At 67.0% G+C, this 15,678-nt stretch carries 16 protein-coding genes; 9 read left to right on the forward strand and 7 right to left on the reverse strand.

Annotated elements, in window-relative coordinates; genetic code table 11:
• Positions 1-170 precede the first annotated feature (170 nt).
• The 5 genes from AC14A7_RS08280 to AC14A7_RS08300 are packed head-to-tail and all read left to right on the forward strand — an operon-like array spanning position 171 to position 3,465.
• The gene (locus AC14A7_RS08280; protein WP_484008055.1) at positions 171-437 is read left to right on the forward strand and encodes a hypothetical protein; all 267 of its coding nucleotides are present in this window, start codon (positions 171-173) and stop codon (positions 435-437) included.
• Complete coding sequence (locus tag AC14A7_RS08285; RefSeq protein WP_484008057.1) at positions 438-731, forward strand: hypothetical protein; 294 nt, start codon at positions 438-440, stop codon at positions 729-731.
• Positions 732-734: 3 nt separating this feature from the next.
• On the forward strand, positions 735-2,390 hold the full coding sequence (locus AC14A7_RS08290) for an EI24 domain-containing protein (RefSeq protein WP_484008059.1): 1,656 nt from the start codon (positions 735-737) through the stop codon (positions 2,388-2,390).
• Positions 2,378-2,842, forward strand: coding sequence for a hypothetical protein (locus AC14A7_RS08295; protein ID WP_484008060.1), 465 nt, complete (start codon positions 2,378-2,380; stop codon positions 2,840-2,842). The genes AC14A7_RS08290 and AC14A7_RS08295 overlap by 13 nt, the downstream gene beginning before the upstream one ends.
• A complete protein-coding gene (locus tag AC14A7_RS08300) occupies positions 2,839-3,465 on the forward strand; it encodes a hypothetical protein (RefSeq protein ID WP_484008062.1) in 627 nt (208 codons plus the stop codon). The genes AC14A7_RS08295 and AC14A7_RS08300 overlap by 4 nt, the downstream gene beginning before the upstream one ends.
• Positions 3,466-3,480: 15 nt before the next feature.
• Here the strand turns inward: AC14A7_RS08300 and AC14A7_RS08305 are convergent, their stop codons facing one another.
• Positions 3,481-4,683: a mechanosensitive ion channel family protein gene (locus tag AC14A7_RS08305; RefSeq protein WP_484008064.1), complete on the reverse strand. Its 1,203-nt coding sequence runs from the start codon at positions 4,681-4,683 to the stop codon at positions 3,481-3,483.
• A gap of 97 nt (positions 4,684-4,780) precedes the next feature.
• On the opposite strand from AC14A7_RS08305, the gene purL reads away from it, so the two are divergent.
• The gene (gene purL / locus AC14A7_RS08310; protein WP_484008066.1) at positions 4,781-7,087 is read left to right on the forward strand and encodes a phosphoribosylformylglycinamidine synthase subunit PurL; all 2,307 of its coding nucleotides are present in this window, start codon (positions 4,781-4,783) and stop codon (positions 7,085-7,087) included.
• Between the two features lie 163 nt (positions 7,088-7,250).
• Complete coding sequence (locus tag AC14A7_RS08315) at positions 7,251-8,132, forward strand: DUF559 domain-containing protein (RefSeq protein ID WP_484008067.1); 882 nt, start codon at positions 7,251-7,253, stop codon at positions 8,130-8,132.
• Between the two features lie 95 nt (positions 8,133-8,227).
• Here the strand turns inward: AC14A7_RS08315 and AC14A7_RS08320 are convergent, their stop codons facing one another.
• From AC14A7_RS08320 to AC14A7_RS08340, 5 genes are all read right to left on the reverse strand, one after another.
• On the reverse strand, positions 8,228-9,148 hold the full coding sequence (locus tag AC14A7_RS08320; RefSeq protein ID WP_484008069.1) for an SDR family NAD(P)-dependent oxidoreductase: 921 nt from the start codon (positions 9,146-9,148) through the stop codon (positions 8,228-8,230).
• A 27-nt stretch (positions 9,149-9,175) separates the two neighbouring features.
• The gene (locus tag AC14A7_RS08325; RefSeq protein WP_484008071.1) at positions 9,176-9,490 is read right to left on the reverse strand and encodes a chorismate mutase; all 315 of its coding nucleotides are present in this window, start codon (positions 9,488-9,490) and stop codon (positions 9,176-9,178) included.
• A gap of 2 nt (positions 9,491-9,492) precedes the next feature.
• Entirely contained in the window at positions 9,493-10,395 is a 903-nt protein-coding gene (locus AC14A7_RS08330) for a DMT family transporter (RefSeq protein ID WP_484008073.1), read from the reverse strand.
• Positions 10,392-10,982, reverse strand: a complete 591-nt coding sequence (locus AC14A7_RS08335) for a GNAT family N-acetyltransferase (protein WP_484008074.1) — start codon at positions 10,980-10,982, stop codon at positions 10,392-10,394. The genes AC14A7_RS08330 and AC14A7_RS08335 overlap by 4 nt, the downstream gene beginning before the upstream one ends.
• A 147-nt stretch (positions 10,983-11,129) precedes the next feature.
• Entirely contained in the window at positions 11,130-12,443 is a 1,314-nt protein-coding gene (locus tag AC14A7_RS08340; RefSeq protein WP_484008075.1) for an adenylosuccinate synthase, read from the reverse strand.
• A 156-nt stretch (positions 12,444-12,599) separates the two neighbouring features.
• Between AC14A7_RS08340 and AC14A7_RS08345 the strand changes: the two genes are divergently transcribed.
• Positions 12,600-13,889, forward strand: a complete 1,290-nt coding sequence (locus AC14A7_RS08345; protein WP_484008076.1) for an acyltransferase family protein — start codon at positions 12,600-12,602, stop codon at positions 13,887-13,889.
• Between the two features lie 255 nt (positions 13,890-14,144).
• Complete coding sequence (locus AC14A7_RS08350) at positions 14,145-15,005, forward strand: C-type lectin domain-containing protein (RefSeq protein ID WP_484008078.1); 861 nt, start codon at positions 14,145-14,147, stop codon at positions 15,003-15,005.
• Here the strand turns inward: AC14A7_RS08350 and AC14A7_RS08355 are convergent.
• Positions 15,002-15,634, reverse strand: a complete 633-nt coding sequence (locus tag AC14A7_RS08355) for a TrmH family RNA methyltransferase (RefSeq protein WP_484008079.1) — start codon at positions 15,632-15,634, stop codon at positions 15,002-15,004. The two genes, AC14A7_RS08350 and AC14A7_RS08355, sit on opposite strands and share 4 nt — an antisense overlap.
• Between the last annotated feature and the right edge of the window lie 44 nt (positions 15,635-15,678).

Raw genomic sequence — 15,678 nt, forward strand, 5'->3', positions numbered from 1 at the left:
CGTCGATCTCGAGGGCGGGCATGAGTGCAAGCTTGTCAACAGGTGCCCGTTCGGGCAATCGCCTCCACATGGGTAGTCCTGCCCTTGGCGCTGTGACGGCGCGTCCCGTAACATCGGGCCGACGGCAGCTGAGCTTGCTTCATTCACGTTTCGACCCGGCAGGAGCCAGAGTGACCGACACCCCGACAGCGAAACGAGACTCGGCACGCGCCCTTCTGCCCGCGCTCGAAGCAAGCAATGCCGAGTTGAGCGCACTGTTTCAATCTCTGTTGTCTCCCTCGATTGCAGCGGCCCTGCGCACGGCTCCCGGAACCTCGCCGTCGACAATCGTCGAACCGATCGGAGCAGCGCCGGCCAGTGCTGCCGCGCTGCTGAGAGACCTCGACTCACGTCTGCCTGCGCTTCGCGCGGCCGGCTCCACGGGAACGGTGAAGTAGATGGCCAACCTCAATATCGACTACGACGAACTCGGTCGCGCGCGCACAGACATCGACGACGTTCGGTCATCGTTCACCCGCGCCGACAGTGTGAGCTCCGACATCGCCGGCCTCGTGGGGCACAGCGGTCTCGCCTCCAAGGTCAACGAATTCTCTGACTCGTGGGACACCAGCCGCGACAAGCTCAACGAGAGCCTCACGTTCCTCAGCGAGTCGCTGACCGCCATCATCGACACCTTCACCGAGCTCGACACCGCACAGGCCAAGGCGCTCGGCGACCGAGGGGACAAGTAGACCATGCAGCCACTTCCCGGAAACCCGTCTGCCCTCGCCACCCGCGCAGAAGATCTCAGCGCTTCGGCGCTCGCCATTCAGGACGCCGCCGAGGCGCTGTTCGCTCTCGGCTTCGTTGGATCCAGTGAGGCAATCGACGTCATCACCGAGAAGGCCGATGAACTGGCCGACAAGCTCAAGGCGGTGCACGGTCGCTATCAGGGAACCGCTGCTGCCCTCTCGACCTACGCTGTCGAACTGCAGTCGGCCCACGCCCTCGCCAACGACGCGATCAGCGATGACGGCAACAACGGCCGCTACGCGCAGAATGCCATCGACGAGATGAACGACCTGCGGCTCCAGCGCCACGCGCTCGAAGACAGCGACCCAACCAGCCCCAAGCTCGACGAGATCGACGATGAGATGCGGGATTGGGGCGAGGCGCGAGACCGCTACCAGCGCTACCAGTACGAGGCGACGCAGCAGTACGCCCGCGCGCAGAGCGCCCTCGAGGAGGCGGCGAACGATGCCATCGCACGCATCGACGCCGCACTGTCGAACACCAACGACGGATTCTGGGACAACGTCGGCGACTTCTTCGCGAACATCGGCGACATCCTCGCGGCAGTCGGTCAGTGGATCGGAAGCGTGCTCAGGACGATCATCGACAACCTGCTGCTGATCGTCGCCGCCGTCGTTGCGCTGTTGCTGCTGCCCCTCATCCTTGCCTCGATCATCCTGTGGATCGGCCTCGTCATGCCGCTCCTCCTCGGTCTCGGTTTCCTCCTCCTGCTGACCTACCTGCTTCCCGGCATGGAGTCGTGGCGCACACTGTTGCTCGCCACGATCGTCGGTGTCGCGCTTCCTCTCATCGGCGGCCTGCTGCTCTGGCGAGTTGGAAGCGACGTGTTCGCCGACGATCCCGACGTCTCGGTGCTGACCAACCGCGATCTCGACTCCGACGAGGCCCGTGACGCCCTCTGGGACGCCAATCACGTTCCCGGCCTGTACTCCACCAAGGACTACATGTACGCGGAGGGGCTCACCGACAAGATGGGTGGAGAGGATCGCAGCGTCGTCGACATTCGCAAAGTGGTCGGGCCCGATGGCGTCGAGCGCTGGGTTGTCACCCTCCCAAGCACGCAGGACTGGGAGGTACCGGGTGGCGACACACCGGCGACGAACGACCTCGACTCGAACCTCGCGCTCATGCTCACCCCCGAGATGCAAACGCAGTACGAGCGGGCCGTGCTCGATGCAATGGAGAGGGCTGGCATCGGTCCCAACGATCCAGTCATGCTCGTCGGCTTCAGCCAGGGCGGCATCATGGCGGGTCATCTCGCTGCCAACCGCTCCAGTGCATACAACTTCGAGGCCGTGCTCGCCTACGGTGCGCCGATCGACGCCATGAACATTCCAGAGAGCACCAGGGTGCTCAGCATCCAGCACACGGGCGATGCCGTACCGATGCTCGACCTCACCAACCCGAAGCCCAACACCCCGAACCACGTGACCGTCCAGGTCGATGCACATGACGGTACGATCGGGGTCACTTCGCACTCGAACGACAAGTACACCGAGACCGCCGCGTACTCCGACGAGCTCGCGCCATACCAGAACTACTTCGAGGAGTTCTCCGGAACCGTGGTTGAACAAGAGCAGTACACATGGCAGGAGTGATCGCTCGCAGGGCGGTCGGAGCCTCCGCCATCGCCATCGCAGTCACGGTGCTCCTCACCGCCTGCCTCCCCTTCCTATCCTCCGGCGAAAGCAGCAACGGCATGACGAACTCCCTCGACACCGCGGCAATCGCCGTGGCCGTCACAGCGACCAGCACCAGCATCTCGACCACCACTGTCGAGACAGCAAAGGACGGCGTGAACACCAGGCTCTACGTGCGTCCCGTCATCACGACGTCGGGCCTCACCTCGGCCGAACTGGATGCCGTGCTGCGCGCCGCCTACGAGCGATCCGCTGGCAAGGTCTCGGCCATTGAGGTGCGAACCGTGGATTCGAGCGATGCGCCAGTAGACATCAGCCCAGCCGCATCCGAGCTCGGCATCGATCACGTGGACAACCTCAACTCCGTGACCTACTCCACGGTCTACCTCGACAAGGCGTACGGGGAGTGAGCGCGGCAGTGACCGCCGCCTCGCCCACCCTGACGTTCCAGCTGCCAGGTCGCTGGAGCCGTCTCGACCTCGCCACGGAAGAGACCGTAGCCCAGACGATTCAGGACTACGCCGCCTCGACCCTTGGCTCGGCTGACTCCGAAGCCCAGGCGCGTGCCCTGCTGCGTACACGCCTCAGCACGGCGCTCACCGCCGCGCGCGAGGCCGGTGGGGTGATGGCACTGATCGCCTCCGAGATCACCCCCGGCACTCCCATGCCGGTGCTACTGACGATCTACAGCCCCCGAGAGCTGCGGATGACACCGGTGGCCGGCACCGCCCCTGAGGCGGTCGTGGCCATGCTGCGACGAGGCCTCGCTGAATTCGGCATCGACGGCGCCGAGGACGCGACCGAGCTCGCGATCGCCGGCTCCAGCATCCTTCGCATCGTGCGCCAGCAGGATGTCGAGGTGCACCCCGACGCACCAGGGCAGAGTGTCACCTCATTGGTCGTCGACTACTGGTACACGGTGCCGGGCAGCAAGCAGGTCGTGCTCGCGAACTTCGCGACGCCGCTCGCCGACATCCCGAACGTCATGGTCTCGTTCTTCGACGCGGCGGTCGGGGCGTCCTACTTCGAGTAGCCGCCGGGCGGCGGGCTAGTCCGCTGGGCGCTGCACCGGAATCGCTCCGGTGAACTCCTTGCCTCGAGCGTCGGCCTCGGGGCTTCCGCTGAAGACGCCGCGCTCCTTGACGCTGTCTCGCGCCTTCGATGGCGGTGCCGGCTCGTTGTCGACGACGAGCACGCGGCTTCGGGGCAGTGAGGCCGGGCTCTTCTTCTGCAGCCACTCGACGACTTCCTCCCGCACATGGCATCGGAGATCCCAGAGGCTTCCCGCGTCGGCGGCGCTCACGAGCAGTCGAACCCGGATGTGCCCGCCCGTCGCGTCGGTCACCTGCACGTTGGCGACACGATGATCCCAGAGCTCGGTCGCCTCGACGACGGCGGTGAGCTGCTTGCGCAGCTCCGCGGGGCTCACGCGCCAGTCGAGGTCGAGCTCGACGGCGCCGAGCAGCTCGCTGCTGTTGCGGGTCCAGTTCTGGAACGGCGTCGTCGTAAAGTAGGTCGACGGCAGCACGAGCCGGCGCTGGTCCCAGATGCTGACGACCACGTAGGTGAGGGTGATCTCCTCGATGCGGCCCCATTCCCCGTCGGCGATGACCACGTCATCCACGCGAATCGCGTCGCTGAACGCGAGCTGCATTCCGGCGAACACGTTGGCAAGGGTCGACTGTGCGGCGAGGCCGGCCACCACGCTCACGAGGCCGGCCGATGCCAGCAGGCTCGCCCCCGCGGCCTCCGCGCCGGGGAAGGTCAGCAGGATCGACCCGACGGCGATGATGGCGATGACGACCGTCGCCAACCGGCGGATGATGAGCATCTGGGTGTGCACCCGTCGCGCGACACGGTTGTCTGGCACGTCGATCGGGTAGCGCACGAGAGCCCGGTTGATGGCGAGGGAGATCAGCCCCATGAGCAGCCATGCTCCGGTGGCGATGACCGCGATGAGGAAGACGTGGTCGATCCACCCGAGCCAGTCGCGCACGGGGATCGTCGCGCCGACGGCAATCCAGACGGCGACAAGAGCCAGCAGCAGACGGAAACGGCGCCGGATGGGGGCAAGGGCCCCGTAGATTCCCGGCCGTCGGCGAGCGACAACCCGCACCACGAGCATGGTCACTCCAACAACGAGAACCACGATCACCAGGGCCATCAGGGTCGCCGCACCGAGGCCCCACCAGGATCGCCATACGAAACCCTCGAGCACATCCATCACGCAGTCCTCCTTGCCATCGATCAAGGCTAGGAGCAGACGGGTGGGAAACCGCACGGAACACAGCCATGATGACGGCCCAGTAGAATTGGGGCTTCCGGCCCACACTCGTTCCAGGAGCCTCGTGACCCCCGCAATCTCCGGTGCTGACACCGTTTCCAATGCCATCGCAACGCCCGACAAGGTGCAGCCGTATGGCGCGCTCGGGCTGAAGGACGACGAGTACCTCGCCATCCGCGAGATCCTCGGGCGCCGCCCCACGAGCGGCGAGCTCGCGATGTACTCGGTGATGTGGAGCGAGCACTGCTCTTACAAGTCGTCGAAGAACTACCTTCGCCAGTTCGGGCAGAAGGTCACCCCCGCCAGGAAGAAGGACCTCATGGTCGGCATGGGCGAGAACGCCGGCGTGCTCGACATCGGCAAGGGCTGGGCGGTCACCTTCAAGATCGAGAGCCACAACCACCCCTCCTACATCGAGCCCTTCCAGGGCGCCGCGACCGGCGTCGGCGGCATCGTGCGCGACATCATCTCGATGGGCGCGCGCCCCGTCGCCGTCATGGATGCCCTGCGCTTCGGCAAGATCGACGACCCAGACACCGCCCGCGTCGTGCACGGGGTCGTCAGCGGCATCAGCTTCTACGGCAACTGCCTCGGCCTTCCCAACATCGGCGGCGAGACCTACTTCGACTCGGTCTACCAGGCCAATCCGCTCGTCAACGCCCTCGCCGTTGGTGTGCTGCGCCACGAGGACCTCCACCTGGCCAACGCCCGCGGCGTGGGAAACAAGGTCGTTCTCTTCGGTGCCCGCACGGGCGGGGACGGCATTGGCGGGGCATCCATTCTCGCCTCGGATTCGTTCAGCGAGGGCGGCCCGACCAAGCGCCCAGCGGTGCAGGTCGGCGACCCCTTCGCAGAGAAGGTGCTCATCGAGTGCTGCCTCGAGCTGTTCGCGCAGGATCTAGTAGAGGGCATCCAAGACCTCGGCGCAGCCGGCATCTCGTGCGCGACCTCCGAGCTCGCCTCGAACGGCGACGGCGGCATGTTCATCGAGCTAGAGAAGGTGCTGTTGCGCGACCCGACGCTCACCGCTGAGGAGATCCTCATGTCGGAGAGCCAGGAGCGCATGATGGCGATCGTGCAGCCCTCGAAGCTCGAGGGCTTCCTCAAGGTCGTCGAGAAGTGGGACGTCGAGACCTCCGTTCTCGGCGAGGTCACCGACACCGGCCGGCTCGTCATCAACTGGCACGGCGAGGAGATCGTCAACGTGCTTCCTCGCACGGTCGCGGTCGACGGCCCCGTGTACGACCGGCCCGTCGTCTACCCGACCTGGATCGACGCCCTGCAGGCCGACTCGGCATCCCGTCTGGAAAGGTCGTCAGACCCCGCAGTTCTGCGCGAGCAGGCGCTCGCCCTCGTCGGCTCGCCGAACCTCGCCGACAAGAGCTGGATCACCAACCAGTACGACCGCTACGTGCTCGGCAACACCGCACTCTCCTTTCCCGATGACGGCGGAATGGTGCGAGTGGATGAGGAGAGCGGCCTCGGCTTCGCCGTCGCCACCGACGCGAACGGCCGCTACTGCCAGCTCGACCCCTACGTGGGCGCACGTCTCGCCCTCGCCGAGGCCTACCGCAACGTCGCCGTCACGGGGGCAACCCCGGTCGGCGTCAGCGACTGCCTCAACTTCGGCAGCCCGGAGAACCCAGAGGTCATGTGGCAGTTCTCGCGCGCGGTCGAGGGCCTCGCCGATGGCTGCCTCGAGCTGGAGATTCCGGTGACCGGCGGCAACGTCTCGTTCTACAACCAGACCGGCGATGTGCCGATCCACCCGACGCCCGTCGTCGCGGTGCTCGGCGTCATCCAGGATGTCGCCAACCGCATCCCGAGCGGCTGGCAGGATGACGGCAACAACCTCTACCTGCTCGGCACCACCTCGCTCGAGCTCGACGGCTCGGCCTGGGCCGGCACCGTGCACGACCACCTCGGTGGCCTCCCACCAGCGGTCGACCTCGCCGCGGAGATCTCCCTGGCTCAGCTCATCGCTGCCGGAAACGACCAGAACATCATCGCCAGCGCGCACGACCTCGCTGACGGCGGACTCATCCAGGCCCTCGCCGAGGCGGTGCTGCGCTTCGGCGTCGGTGCCCGCGTCTTCCTCGGGGAGCTGCTCGAGCGCGACGGCATCGACCTCACCACAGCCCTCTTCAGCGAGTCGACGGGTCGCGTGATCGTGTCGGTTCCCCGCGAGGATGATGTCAAGTTCCGTGGGCTGTGCGACGGTCGCGGTTACCCGGTCGTGCGCATCGGCGTGATGGATGCCGCATCCGACGCCCTCGAGGTGCAGGACGTCTTCACGCTGTCTCTCGACGAGCTCGGCGGCGCCCACCGCGGCACCCTGCCGGCCCAGTTCGGGGCGGTTGTCGGGGCCTAGACTGCGCGCTCGGCTCGCCTCGTCTCGACTCGGCTCGTCGGCGATGAGTGCTCAAAAACTGCTCTTCCCTCGCCCATTCCGCCACGGTTAGAGCACTTTGTGAGTTCTCAACAGAGCGGTTGACGGGGGTGCATCAGCGCGCGCGCGCGACGACGATGGCTGGATGCCGCGTCGAGTTCACCTTCCTCCGCCCCTTGCCATGGCACCTTTTCATGTCGCGGCCGCTGCGGCGAGCGGCATCGGGCCCGGTCGACTGCGCAGCTCCGACCTGACGAGACCGTTTCACGGGGTGCGTGCGGCCGCTGGCAGCGACGCTGACCATGTCGCTGCGTACGGCACGCGGATGCGCGCCTTCCAGTACTTCAGCCACTGGACCGCGGCGCAGCTGCACGGGTTGCCGGTTCCCGCCTATGGGGGCCCGCTGCACGTCACGTCCGTCGCGCCATCCAAGCCTCCACGGCTCCGCGGCGTGACGGGACACGTCTCTGCCGAGATCGCGACCACGACAGTGCGCGGCATGCGAGTTGCGACGCCCGTTGCCACATGGGTGTCGTTGGCAACGGAGTTGAGTGTTCGTGATTTGGTCGTTCTTGGTGATGCGCTCGTCAGGCGCCGACATCCAATCTCATCGATGGAGGAGCTTGCCGCGGCCGTCCGCGCCCACCGGGGGCGGCGCGGGGCGACGCGGCTTGTTGCCGCGTTTGCGCGCGTGAGGCCTCGAACGGACTCTGTCAGGGAAACCCTCCTTCGCCTCGACATCGTCGACTTCGGTTTGCCAGAGCCAGAGGTCAACGTCGAGATTCGCGACCCCCACGGTCGGCTCATCGCCATCGCCGACCTCGCCTATCGCACGTGGAAGGTGATCGCCGAGTATGACGGAGAGCAGCATCGCACGGACGACACGCAGTACTTCCGCGACGTCGACCGGCTCGATGATCTGGCAGAAGAGCGGTGGAGGGTGGTGCGCTTCAACAAGTCGCACGTTTCGCCTGCGCGCCTTGGCAAGCTCCGCCGTGCCCTCCTCGCCGCCGGCTGGCGCCCGTGAGAACCCAAAAGTTGCTCCACAGCACCCTCGCTGACCCCTGTTGGAGCACTTTTCGAGTTCTCACAAGGGAGTCACGCAGGGCAGCGGTCCACGGGCTACACCGCGAACCGCACGCCAGACCAGCGCTCGGCGAGCGCCCACACGGCCGAGCCGGCGTCGGCTGAGGCGCTCGACGAGACGGGAAGCTGCAGCACCGGGCGACCACGCGTGAGCTGCGCCGGGCCGACGAACTCGCCGCCGACGACCTCGGGGTCGAGCAGGGCACGCACGGCTGCCGCGGCGCCGCGATTCTTGCCCTGCGCGCCGACGCCGAAGGGAGAGGCCGCGACGCGGGCGAGGGTCGAGGGCTCCGAGATGCCGGGCCGGAACGGGCTGAGCGCGTCAACAGCGTATCCGGGGTGGGCGAGCACGGCCGAGGCACTCGTGCGCGCCGCCCGGGCTCGGCGGTCGAGCTCGAAGATGAACGCGTGGATGGCGTGCTTCGACTGCGCGTACGCCCGGAACTGCGAGTACCGAGTCCTGGTCTGCAGGTCCATCACGTCGAACGGCACGATGACCGTGCTGAGGCTGCCGAGCCCGACGACGCGGCCTCGAGTCGAGCGGGTGAGGGCGGGCCAAGCGGCAGCGGTGAGGGCGAAGTGCCCGATGAAGTTCGTGGCAAGAATGAGCTCGTTGCCATCCACCGATTCCTGTCGGTGCCGCGGGCCGATGGTCATGCCGGCGTTGAGCACGAGGCCGTCGATGCGGTCATAGGCGCGCAGGGCCGTTCCCGCGGTTCGCACCGACTCCATCGAGGCAAGGTCGAGGGGAAGCACATCGACGGATGCGCCTGGCACCTGGCCGCGGATCGACCCAGCAGCAACCATGGCCTTCGCCTTGTTGCGCGCCGCGAGCACCACGTGCGCGCCTGCTCCGGCGAGCTGCTCTGCGGTGAAGTATCCGATGCCGGCGTTGCCGCCCGTCACGACATACGTTCGCCCGCTCTGGTCAGGAAGCCTCGCCGGTGTCCAGGTCATGGTTCGAGCGTACGTGACGCTCGGGCGCTACTGCTGCGTCGGAATCGCACCCGTCGACGCGATCGACTGGTGGTGGTGGATGACCTCGGCGACGATGAAGTTCAAGAACTTCTCTGCGAAGGCCGGGTCGAGCTGGGCCTCCTCGGCGAGCGAGCGAAGGTGCGCGATCTGCACGCGCTCGCGCTCCGGATCGCTCGGCGGCATGCCGTTGGCCGCTTTGAGACGGCCGACGCGCTGGGTGAACTTGAAGCGCTCGGCCAGCATGTGCACGAGCGCCGCGTCGATGTTGTCGATGCTCAGCCGGAGGCTGGCGAGCTCTGTCGCTGCGGTGTCTTCTGCCATGCTCACGAGGATATCGCTGCCCGGCGCAACCGGATGCGTCGCTGTGCGAACAGGATGCCGACGAGCACGAGCGCAGCCCCCACCGGCTCGTTCCACGAGAGCACCTCGTGCAGCACGAGCACCCCGAGTGCGACACCGACCACGGGGGTTACATAGGTCACGGTGGATGCCGCGGTCGGCCCCCACGCGCGCAGCACGTTGATGTTCCAGATGTAGGCAACCCCGGTGCCGAGGATTCCGAGGGCCAGCAGTGACGCGACGATAGGCAGGTCGAGTGCGACGGGCGTCCACGCGATCACCGGGGTCAGCAGCAGCATGATGAAGCCCGCGATGCCGATGTTCAGAAAGGCGAAGGTGGCTCCCGGGATCGGCCGGTGGCTGAGGTGCTTGCGCACGTATCCGTAGCTGAAGCCGTAGCAGACCGCCGCGAGCAGGCAGGCGAGCTGGCCGGCGAGGTCACCCGTGAACGCCGAGTAGCGCCACGGCCCGATGATGGTGAGCACCCCGAAGATGCCGATCGCGATGCCGAACACCTGCCCGCCCGTGAGCTTCTCGACCCGGAAGGCGAGGGTCGCGAACAGAGCGGTCGTGATCGGGGTGACCGCGTTGTAGATGCTCGCGAGCCCAGAGGAGACGTACTGCTCCGCCCACGCGAAGGCGAGGTGGGGGATGATGCAGTTCGTCACAGCGATCACGAGGAAGTGCAGCCACACCGCCCGATCGCGCGGCAGCCGCTGGCGCATGACGAGCACGATGATGCCGAGGGTCAGACCGCCAAGCACGAGCCGCGCCCACGCCACCTGGTAGAACGAGACGCCCTCGAGCGTGAGCTTGATGAAGAGGAAGCTCGAGCCCCACACCACACCCATGCCGAGAAACTGCAGGGCGATCGAGAGGCGGCTCATCGCAGCCGGGCTTCGAGCCCCGCCTTCACCGCCGGCCACTCGTCGACGAGGATCGAGTAGATCGCGGTGTCGCGCCATGAGCCGTCGGCACGGCGCTGGTCGCGGCGCTCGATGCCCTCGAACTGTGCGCCGAGCTTGAGGATCGCCGCTCTCGACCGCGCGTTGAGTGCATCGGCCTGCAGCTTGATCCGGCCAAAGCCGTGGTCGAAGGCGTGCCCAAGCATGAGGAGCTTCGCCTCCGGGTTGACCACGCCGCCCCAGACGCTGTGGGAGTAGGCCGTCCAGCCGATGTGGGCGTGCTCGCGAATCTCGTCGAAGTCGCCGAGCGTGCTCGTACCGACGAGGGTTCCGTCGAGCTGTCGCACGGCGAAGACCCGACCCGTGTCGAAGGGGAAGTAGTTGGCGGCGAAGGCCGCGAACTGCTCGACCGTCGGCGTGAAGCCGGCGGGGCCCCCACCCCATCCCCCCGCGAAGGTCTCTGGCGCGCCGATCGCGGCGAACAGCTCGGGCAGGTCATCGCGCGACAGTGGTTCGAGGCGGATGAAGCGGCCCTCTAGCGTGGTGGGCTGCGGCGTAGTTGCTGGCACGGCATCCATCCTGTCAGCGTCGCCCGACGCCCAGCGAAGGCCAATCGTGCGCGACTGGTTCTGTGCCGCAGCTCCAGCTGCGGCCCCAGCGCCCCAGTTGTAGCGTGCGGTTCGAGCCCGTAGCTGGAGCCGCGGGAAGAGAAGGGGCTAGTCGATGAGGTCGTGGCGCACGACGATCGCGTCGCGGCCGGGGCCGACACCGATCGCCGAGATGCGGGCGCCGGAGATCTTCTCGACCGCGAGCACGTAGTCCTGTGCCGTCTGGGGGAGGTCCTCGAAGCGACGGACGCCGGTGATGTCCTCCTGCCAGCCCGGGAACTCCTCGTAGATGGGCACGGCGTGGTGGAAGTCGGACTGCGAGACCGGAACCTCCTCGACCCGCACGCCATCGACCTCGTAGGCGACGCAGACCGGGATGGTGTCGAGCCCCGTGAGCACGTCGAGCTTGGTCATGACGAAGTCGGTGACCCCGTTGATGCGTGCGGAGTAGCGCGCGATCGGGGCGTCGTACCAGCCCGTGCGACGCGGGCGGCCGGTGGTCGTTCCGAACTCGAAGCCGCCAGCTCGCAACCACTCGCCGGCCTCAGCGGTGTACTGCCAGTCGCCCTCTCGGGCGAGCAGTTCCGTGGGGAACGGCCCGGCGCCGACGCGGGTCGTGTAGGCCTTGACGATTCCGATGATGCGCTCGAGGCGGTTGGGCCCGACGCCGGATCCGGTGGCGGCGCCGCCAGACGTGGAGTTGGACGAGGTGACGAAGGGGTAGGTGCCGTGGTCGACATCCAGCATCGTCGCCTGGCCGCCCTCGAACAGCACCGTCTTGCCAGCGTCGAGCGCGTCGTTGAGCACGAGCGCGGTATCGGCGACGAGCGGGCGGAGGCGGTCGGCGTAGCCGAGCAGCTCTGTGACGATCTCCTCGACCGCGATCGCGCGGCGGTTGTAGATCTTCACCAGCAGGTGGTTCTTCTGGTGCAGCGCACCCTCGACCTTCTGGCGGAGGATGTTCTCGTCGAAGATGTCTTGGATGCGGATGCCGACGCGGTTGATCTTGTCGGCGTACGCCGGGCCGATGCCTCGGCCGGTCGTGCCGATCTGCCGCTTGCCGAGGAAGCGCTCCGTCACCTTGTCCATGGTGCGGTGGTACTGCGTGATGACGTGCGCGTTGGCGCTCACGAGCAGCCTCGAGACGTCGACGCCACGCGCGATGAGCGCGTCGAGCTCGTGGAAGAGCACCTCGATGTCAATGACGACGCCGTTGGAGATGACAGGGATGACACCCTCGGTCAGAATGCCCGACGGCAGCAGGTGCAGCGCGTACTTCTGGTCGCCGATGACGACGGTGTGGCCGGCGTTGTTGCCGCCGTTGAACTTGACCACGTAGTCGATGCGACTGCCGAGCAGGTCTGTCGCCTTGCCCTTGCCCTCATCGCCCCACTGGGCGCCGATGATCACGATCGCTGGCATAGCGAAGCCTCTCGTTGGAACGGGATTACACCCCAGTCTATCGACCGGTGACTGGGGGTTTCCCTCCTCGAAATGGGGTGTCTGCCCCGGTGTGTCGGGCACGGGCATCCATTAGCCTCGCTACAACGATTACCGACACCCGAGAGAGGCCTGATCATGACGGCACCGGCTGCCATCGACGTGCCGCGCCCGGCACCGTCGAGGGATGCCGCCGTCGACCTCGTCAAGGCCTTCTGCCTGATGGTTGTCGTTGTTCTCCATGTGCTCATGGCCGGAGTCGTCGTCGGCCCCAATGGGCTCACGCTCACCAACGCCCTCGCCGGCAACCCCGTCTTCGCCTGGTCGACCTGGGGCGTGCAGGTCATGCCGCTGTTCTTCCTGCTCGGAGGCTTCTCCAGCATCACGGAGTGGCGTCACATGCGGGCCGCCGGGGCAACCGACGCCGACTACGTGCGCAAGCGCGTCAACCGGCTGGCGCGGCCGGCCGTGCTGCCGATCGCGCTCGTCGGCGCCGTGCTCACCGCACTCGCGTTGGCCGGGGTTCCGGCCGACCAGCTCAAAGAGGCCGGCTTCCGGATCGGCCAGCCGCTGTGGTTCCTCGCCGTCTACATCGGATGCTGCGCCTTCGTTCCCCTGATGGCCCGCCTGCACGAGAAGGCCCGCATCACCACCCTCGCCACGTTGCTCGGAGCTGCACTCGCCATCGACACGGTCTCTGTCACCTTCCACCTTCCCGGGGTCAGCGCCCTCAACTTCCTCTTCGTCTGGCTCTTCATCCAGCAGCTCGGCTTCTGGGCTGCCGACGGCTTCTTCTCCCGCCTGCCACGACTCGCGCTGCTTGGCGGCACTCTCGCGTCGTTCGGCACGCTCGTCTTCCTGACGCTCGTGGTTGGCTACTCGACCGATATGTACGTCAACCTCAACCCGCCGACCGCGTGCATCCTCGTGCTCGGCATCGGGCAGATCTTCCTGTTCAGCTTCGCCCGGCCGGTGCTCGACCGGCTGGCGACGGCACGGGTCATGGTCGCCGCGAACGCCATCAACCGCAACTCGATGACCATCTACCTATGGCACGTGCCGGTCGTCGTCATCGTCTCTCTCTCGATGATCGGCGCCCACATGGAGATGCCAGAGCCGCTGAGCCGCAGCTGGTGGGAGACAAGGCCGATGTTCCTCGTCTTCACGATTGTGCTGCTTGTTCCGCTGGTCGTCGCCTTCGCGCGGTGGGAGCGAACGCAGCTGCGCCTCACCCAGACGAGGACACCGGCTGCTATCGCGGCGCTCAAGGTTGTGTTCGCGGTGACCGGAGTGGGCATCATCCTCGTGGTCGGCTTCACCCCGGTCGTGAGCTGGGCGGTCGGTCTCGCGCTTCTCCTGCTCGCGGTGTGGCTCGGCCCACCCCCGATCCGACTCCTGCGGCCACGGAAGCAGCAGACGCTCGATTGAGACGCGACAGGTCGTAGGTGATGTTTGATCTGTTCGTCACTCCAGGCGCAGCATCCCTGACGTGATTGGAACCGCCCGTGAAGCGACGGATGGCCGTAACAGCGGCGCTGGCAGCTGCCCTCCTCCTGGCGGCACCCGCAACCGCGGCCCACAGCCGCGCCCGCACTCACCCCGACCCTTGGCGGCTACGTCGCAGCCGGCGCAACCGCACCGTTCAGCTTCGACCTCGCTGATGTGACGTGGAGCAGCGCGATCGTGCGGGTCGAACTCGCCGAGGGCACCATGTCGGTCGACACCACGGGGCTCGCCCTCACCCTGCAGCCGGGCTCACCCAGCTTCACCGGTGTCTCCGATATCACCTTCACGGGCTCGCTCGCCGATGTCACCACCGCCCTCGCCGACCGCCTCACCTGGACGGCACCGGCGACCCCCGCCGAGTCCTACCTCCGTCTCACGATCAGCGTCGACTCCTGGGTCGACGGGCTCGCCCTCAACCCCGCCAACGGCCACCTCTACCAGCTCTCTGTCGGGGCTCTCACCTGGGAGCAGGCGCGGGATGCGTCAGCTCTGCTCGTGCACGATGGCGCACAGGGCTACCTCGCCACTGTCGTTTCGGCGAGCGAGGACTCCTTCGTCAACACCGCGATCGGCGGCACGACCGCCTACATCGCCGCCACGACGGAGATCGCCTACGTCAACCCATACCGCGCTCCTGCCGTGCAGTTCGCGAGCAACTCGGCCATCGCCGGCAACCCTCACTGGGGTGCTGGCCCGGAAGCCGGGCTGCAGGCACCGTACGTGCCGTGGTTCCCCGGTGAGCCGAACGGCACCGCGACCGACCGCTGCATCCTGGTCAACTGGGTCGGCCCGGGGCTCGGCTGGAACGACAGTCCGTGCTCCGCCAGCTACCGCTACGTCACCGAGTTCGGCGGCATCACCGCTGGCGTCGCAGCCCTGGCGTTCGACAACCTGAACGATCCCGGCCCAGCACGCGCCGCAGCACAGCTGCCGGCGGCTGGCCTCGACTCGGCTCCGGTCGCCTTCGCTGGCGCGCTCGCCCTGCTTGCCGGTGCCGCCATCGTGCTGCGTCGCCGGGCGCGAATCAGCGCGCGCTAGAACTTCACGTGCTGGGTGACCCAGCAGTGCATCGCAACGGCCGCCGCGGCTGAGGCGTTGATGCTGCGGGTGCTGCCGAACTGCGAGATCTCGACGACGGCATCCGCTGCCAGAATCGCCTCGTCAGAGAGCCCGGGGCCCTCCTGGCCGAAGAGCAGGATGCAGCGCTCCGGCAGCGTGAACGTCTCGATGATCACCGAGCCTGGCACGTTGTCGATCGCGATGATCGGTAGGTCGTTGGCCCGCGCCCAGACGACGAGGTCGGCGACGGTCTCGTGGTGCAGCACGTGCTGGTAGCGGTCGGTGACCATTGCGCCGCGCTTGTTCCAGCGCCGACGCCCGACAATGTGAACGGTGTCGGCGGCGAACGCGTTCGCGCTGCGCACGATGGATCCGATGTTCATGTCGTGCTGCCAGTTCTCGATGGCGACATGGAATGGATGCCGGGTCGAGTCGAGGTCTGCCCTGATCGCCTCGATACTCCAGTAGCGGTACCGGTCGACCACGTTGCGGGAGTCGCCGCGCTCGAGCAGCTCAGGGTCGTAGCGCGCATCGGTCGGCCACTCGCCCTGCCAGGGACCGACCCCGTTGGTGCTCAGCTCGACGCTGGGGTTCGGCTGCTCGCTCACGCGTCGAGGCTAGCCCACCACCGCGTCATGCTCGATCTGTTAAC

This window comes from Conyzicola sp., assembly GCF_057073975.1.

Bases quoted from the DNA above. Each gene is read 5' to 3' on its own strand.
- AC14A7_RS08285 (WP_484008057.1), top strand. From the start codon at position 438: ATGGCCAACCTCAATATCGACTACGACGAACTCGGTCGCGCGCGCACA.
- AC14A7_RS08290 (WP_484008059.1), top strand. From the start codon at position 735: ATGCAGCCACTTCCCGGAAACCCGTCTGCCCTCGCCACCCGCGCAGAA.
- AC14A7_RS08295 (WP_484008060.1), top strand. From the start codon at position 2,378: ATGGCAGGAGTGATCGCTCGCAGGGCGGTCGGAGCCTCCGCCATCGCC.
- AC14A7_RS08315 (WP_484008067.1), top strand. From the start codon at position 7,251: ATGCCGCGTCGAGTTCACCTTCCTCCGCCCCTTGCCATGGCACCTTTT.
- AC14A7_RS08320 (WP_484008069.1), bottom strand. From the start codon at position 9,148: ATGACCTGGACACCGGCGAGGCTTCCTGACCAGAGCGGGCGAACGTAT.
- AC14A7_RS08325 (WP_484008071.1), bottom strand. From the start codon at position 9,490: ATGGCAGAAGACACCGCAGCGACAGAGCTCGCCAGCCTCCGGCTGAGC.
- AC14A7_RS08330 (WP_484008073.1), bottom strand. From the start codon at position 10,395: ATGAGCCGCCTCTCGATCGCCCTGCAGTTTCTCGGCATGGGTGTGGTG.
- AC14A7_RS08340 (WP_484008075.1), bottom strand. From the start codon at position 12,443: ATGCCAGCGATCGTGATCATCGGCGCCCAGTGGGGCGATGAGGGCAAG.
- AC14A7_RS08345 (WP_484008076.1), top strand. From the start codon at position 12,600: ATGACGGCACCGGCTGCCATCGACGTGCCGCGCCCGGCACCGTCGAGG.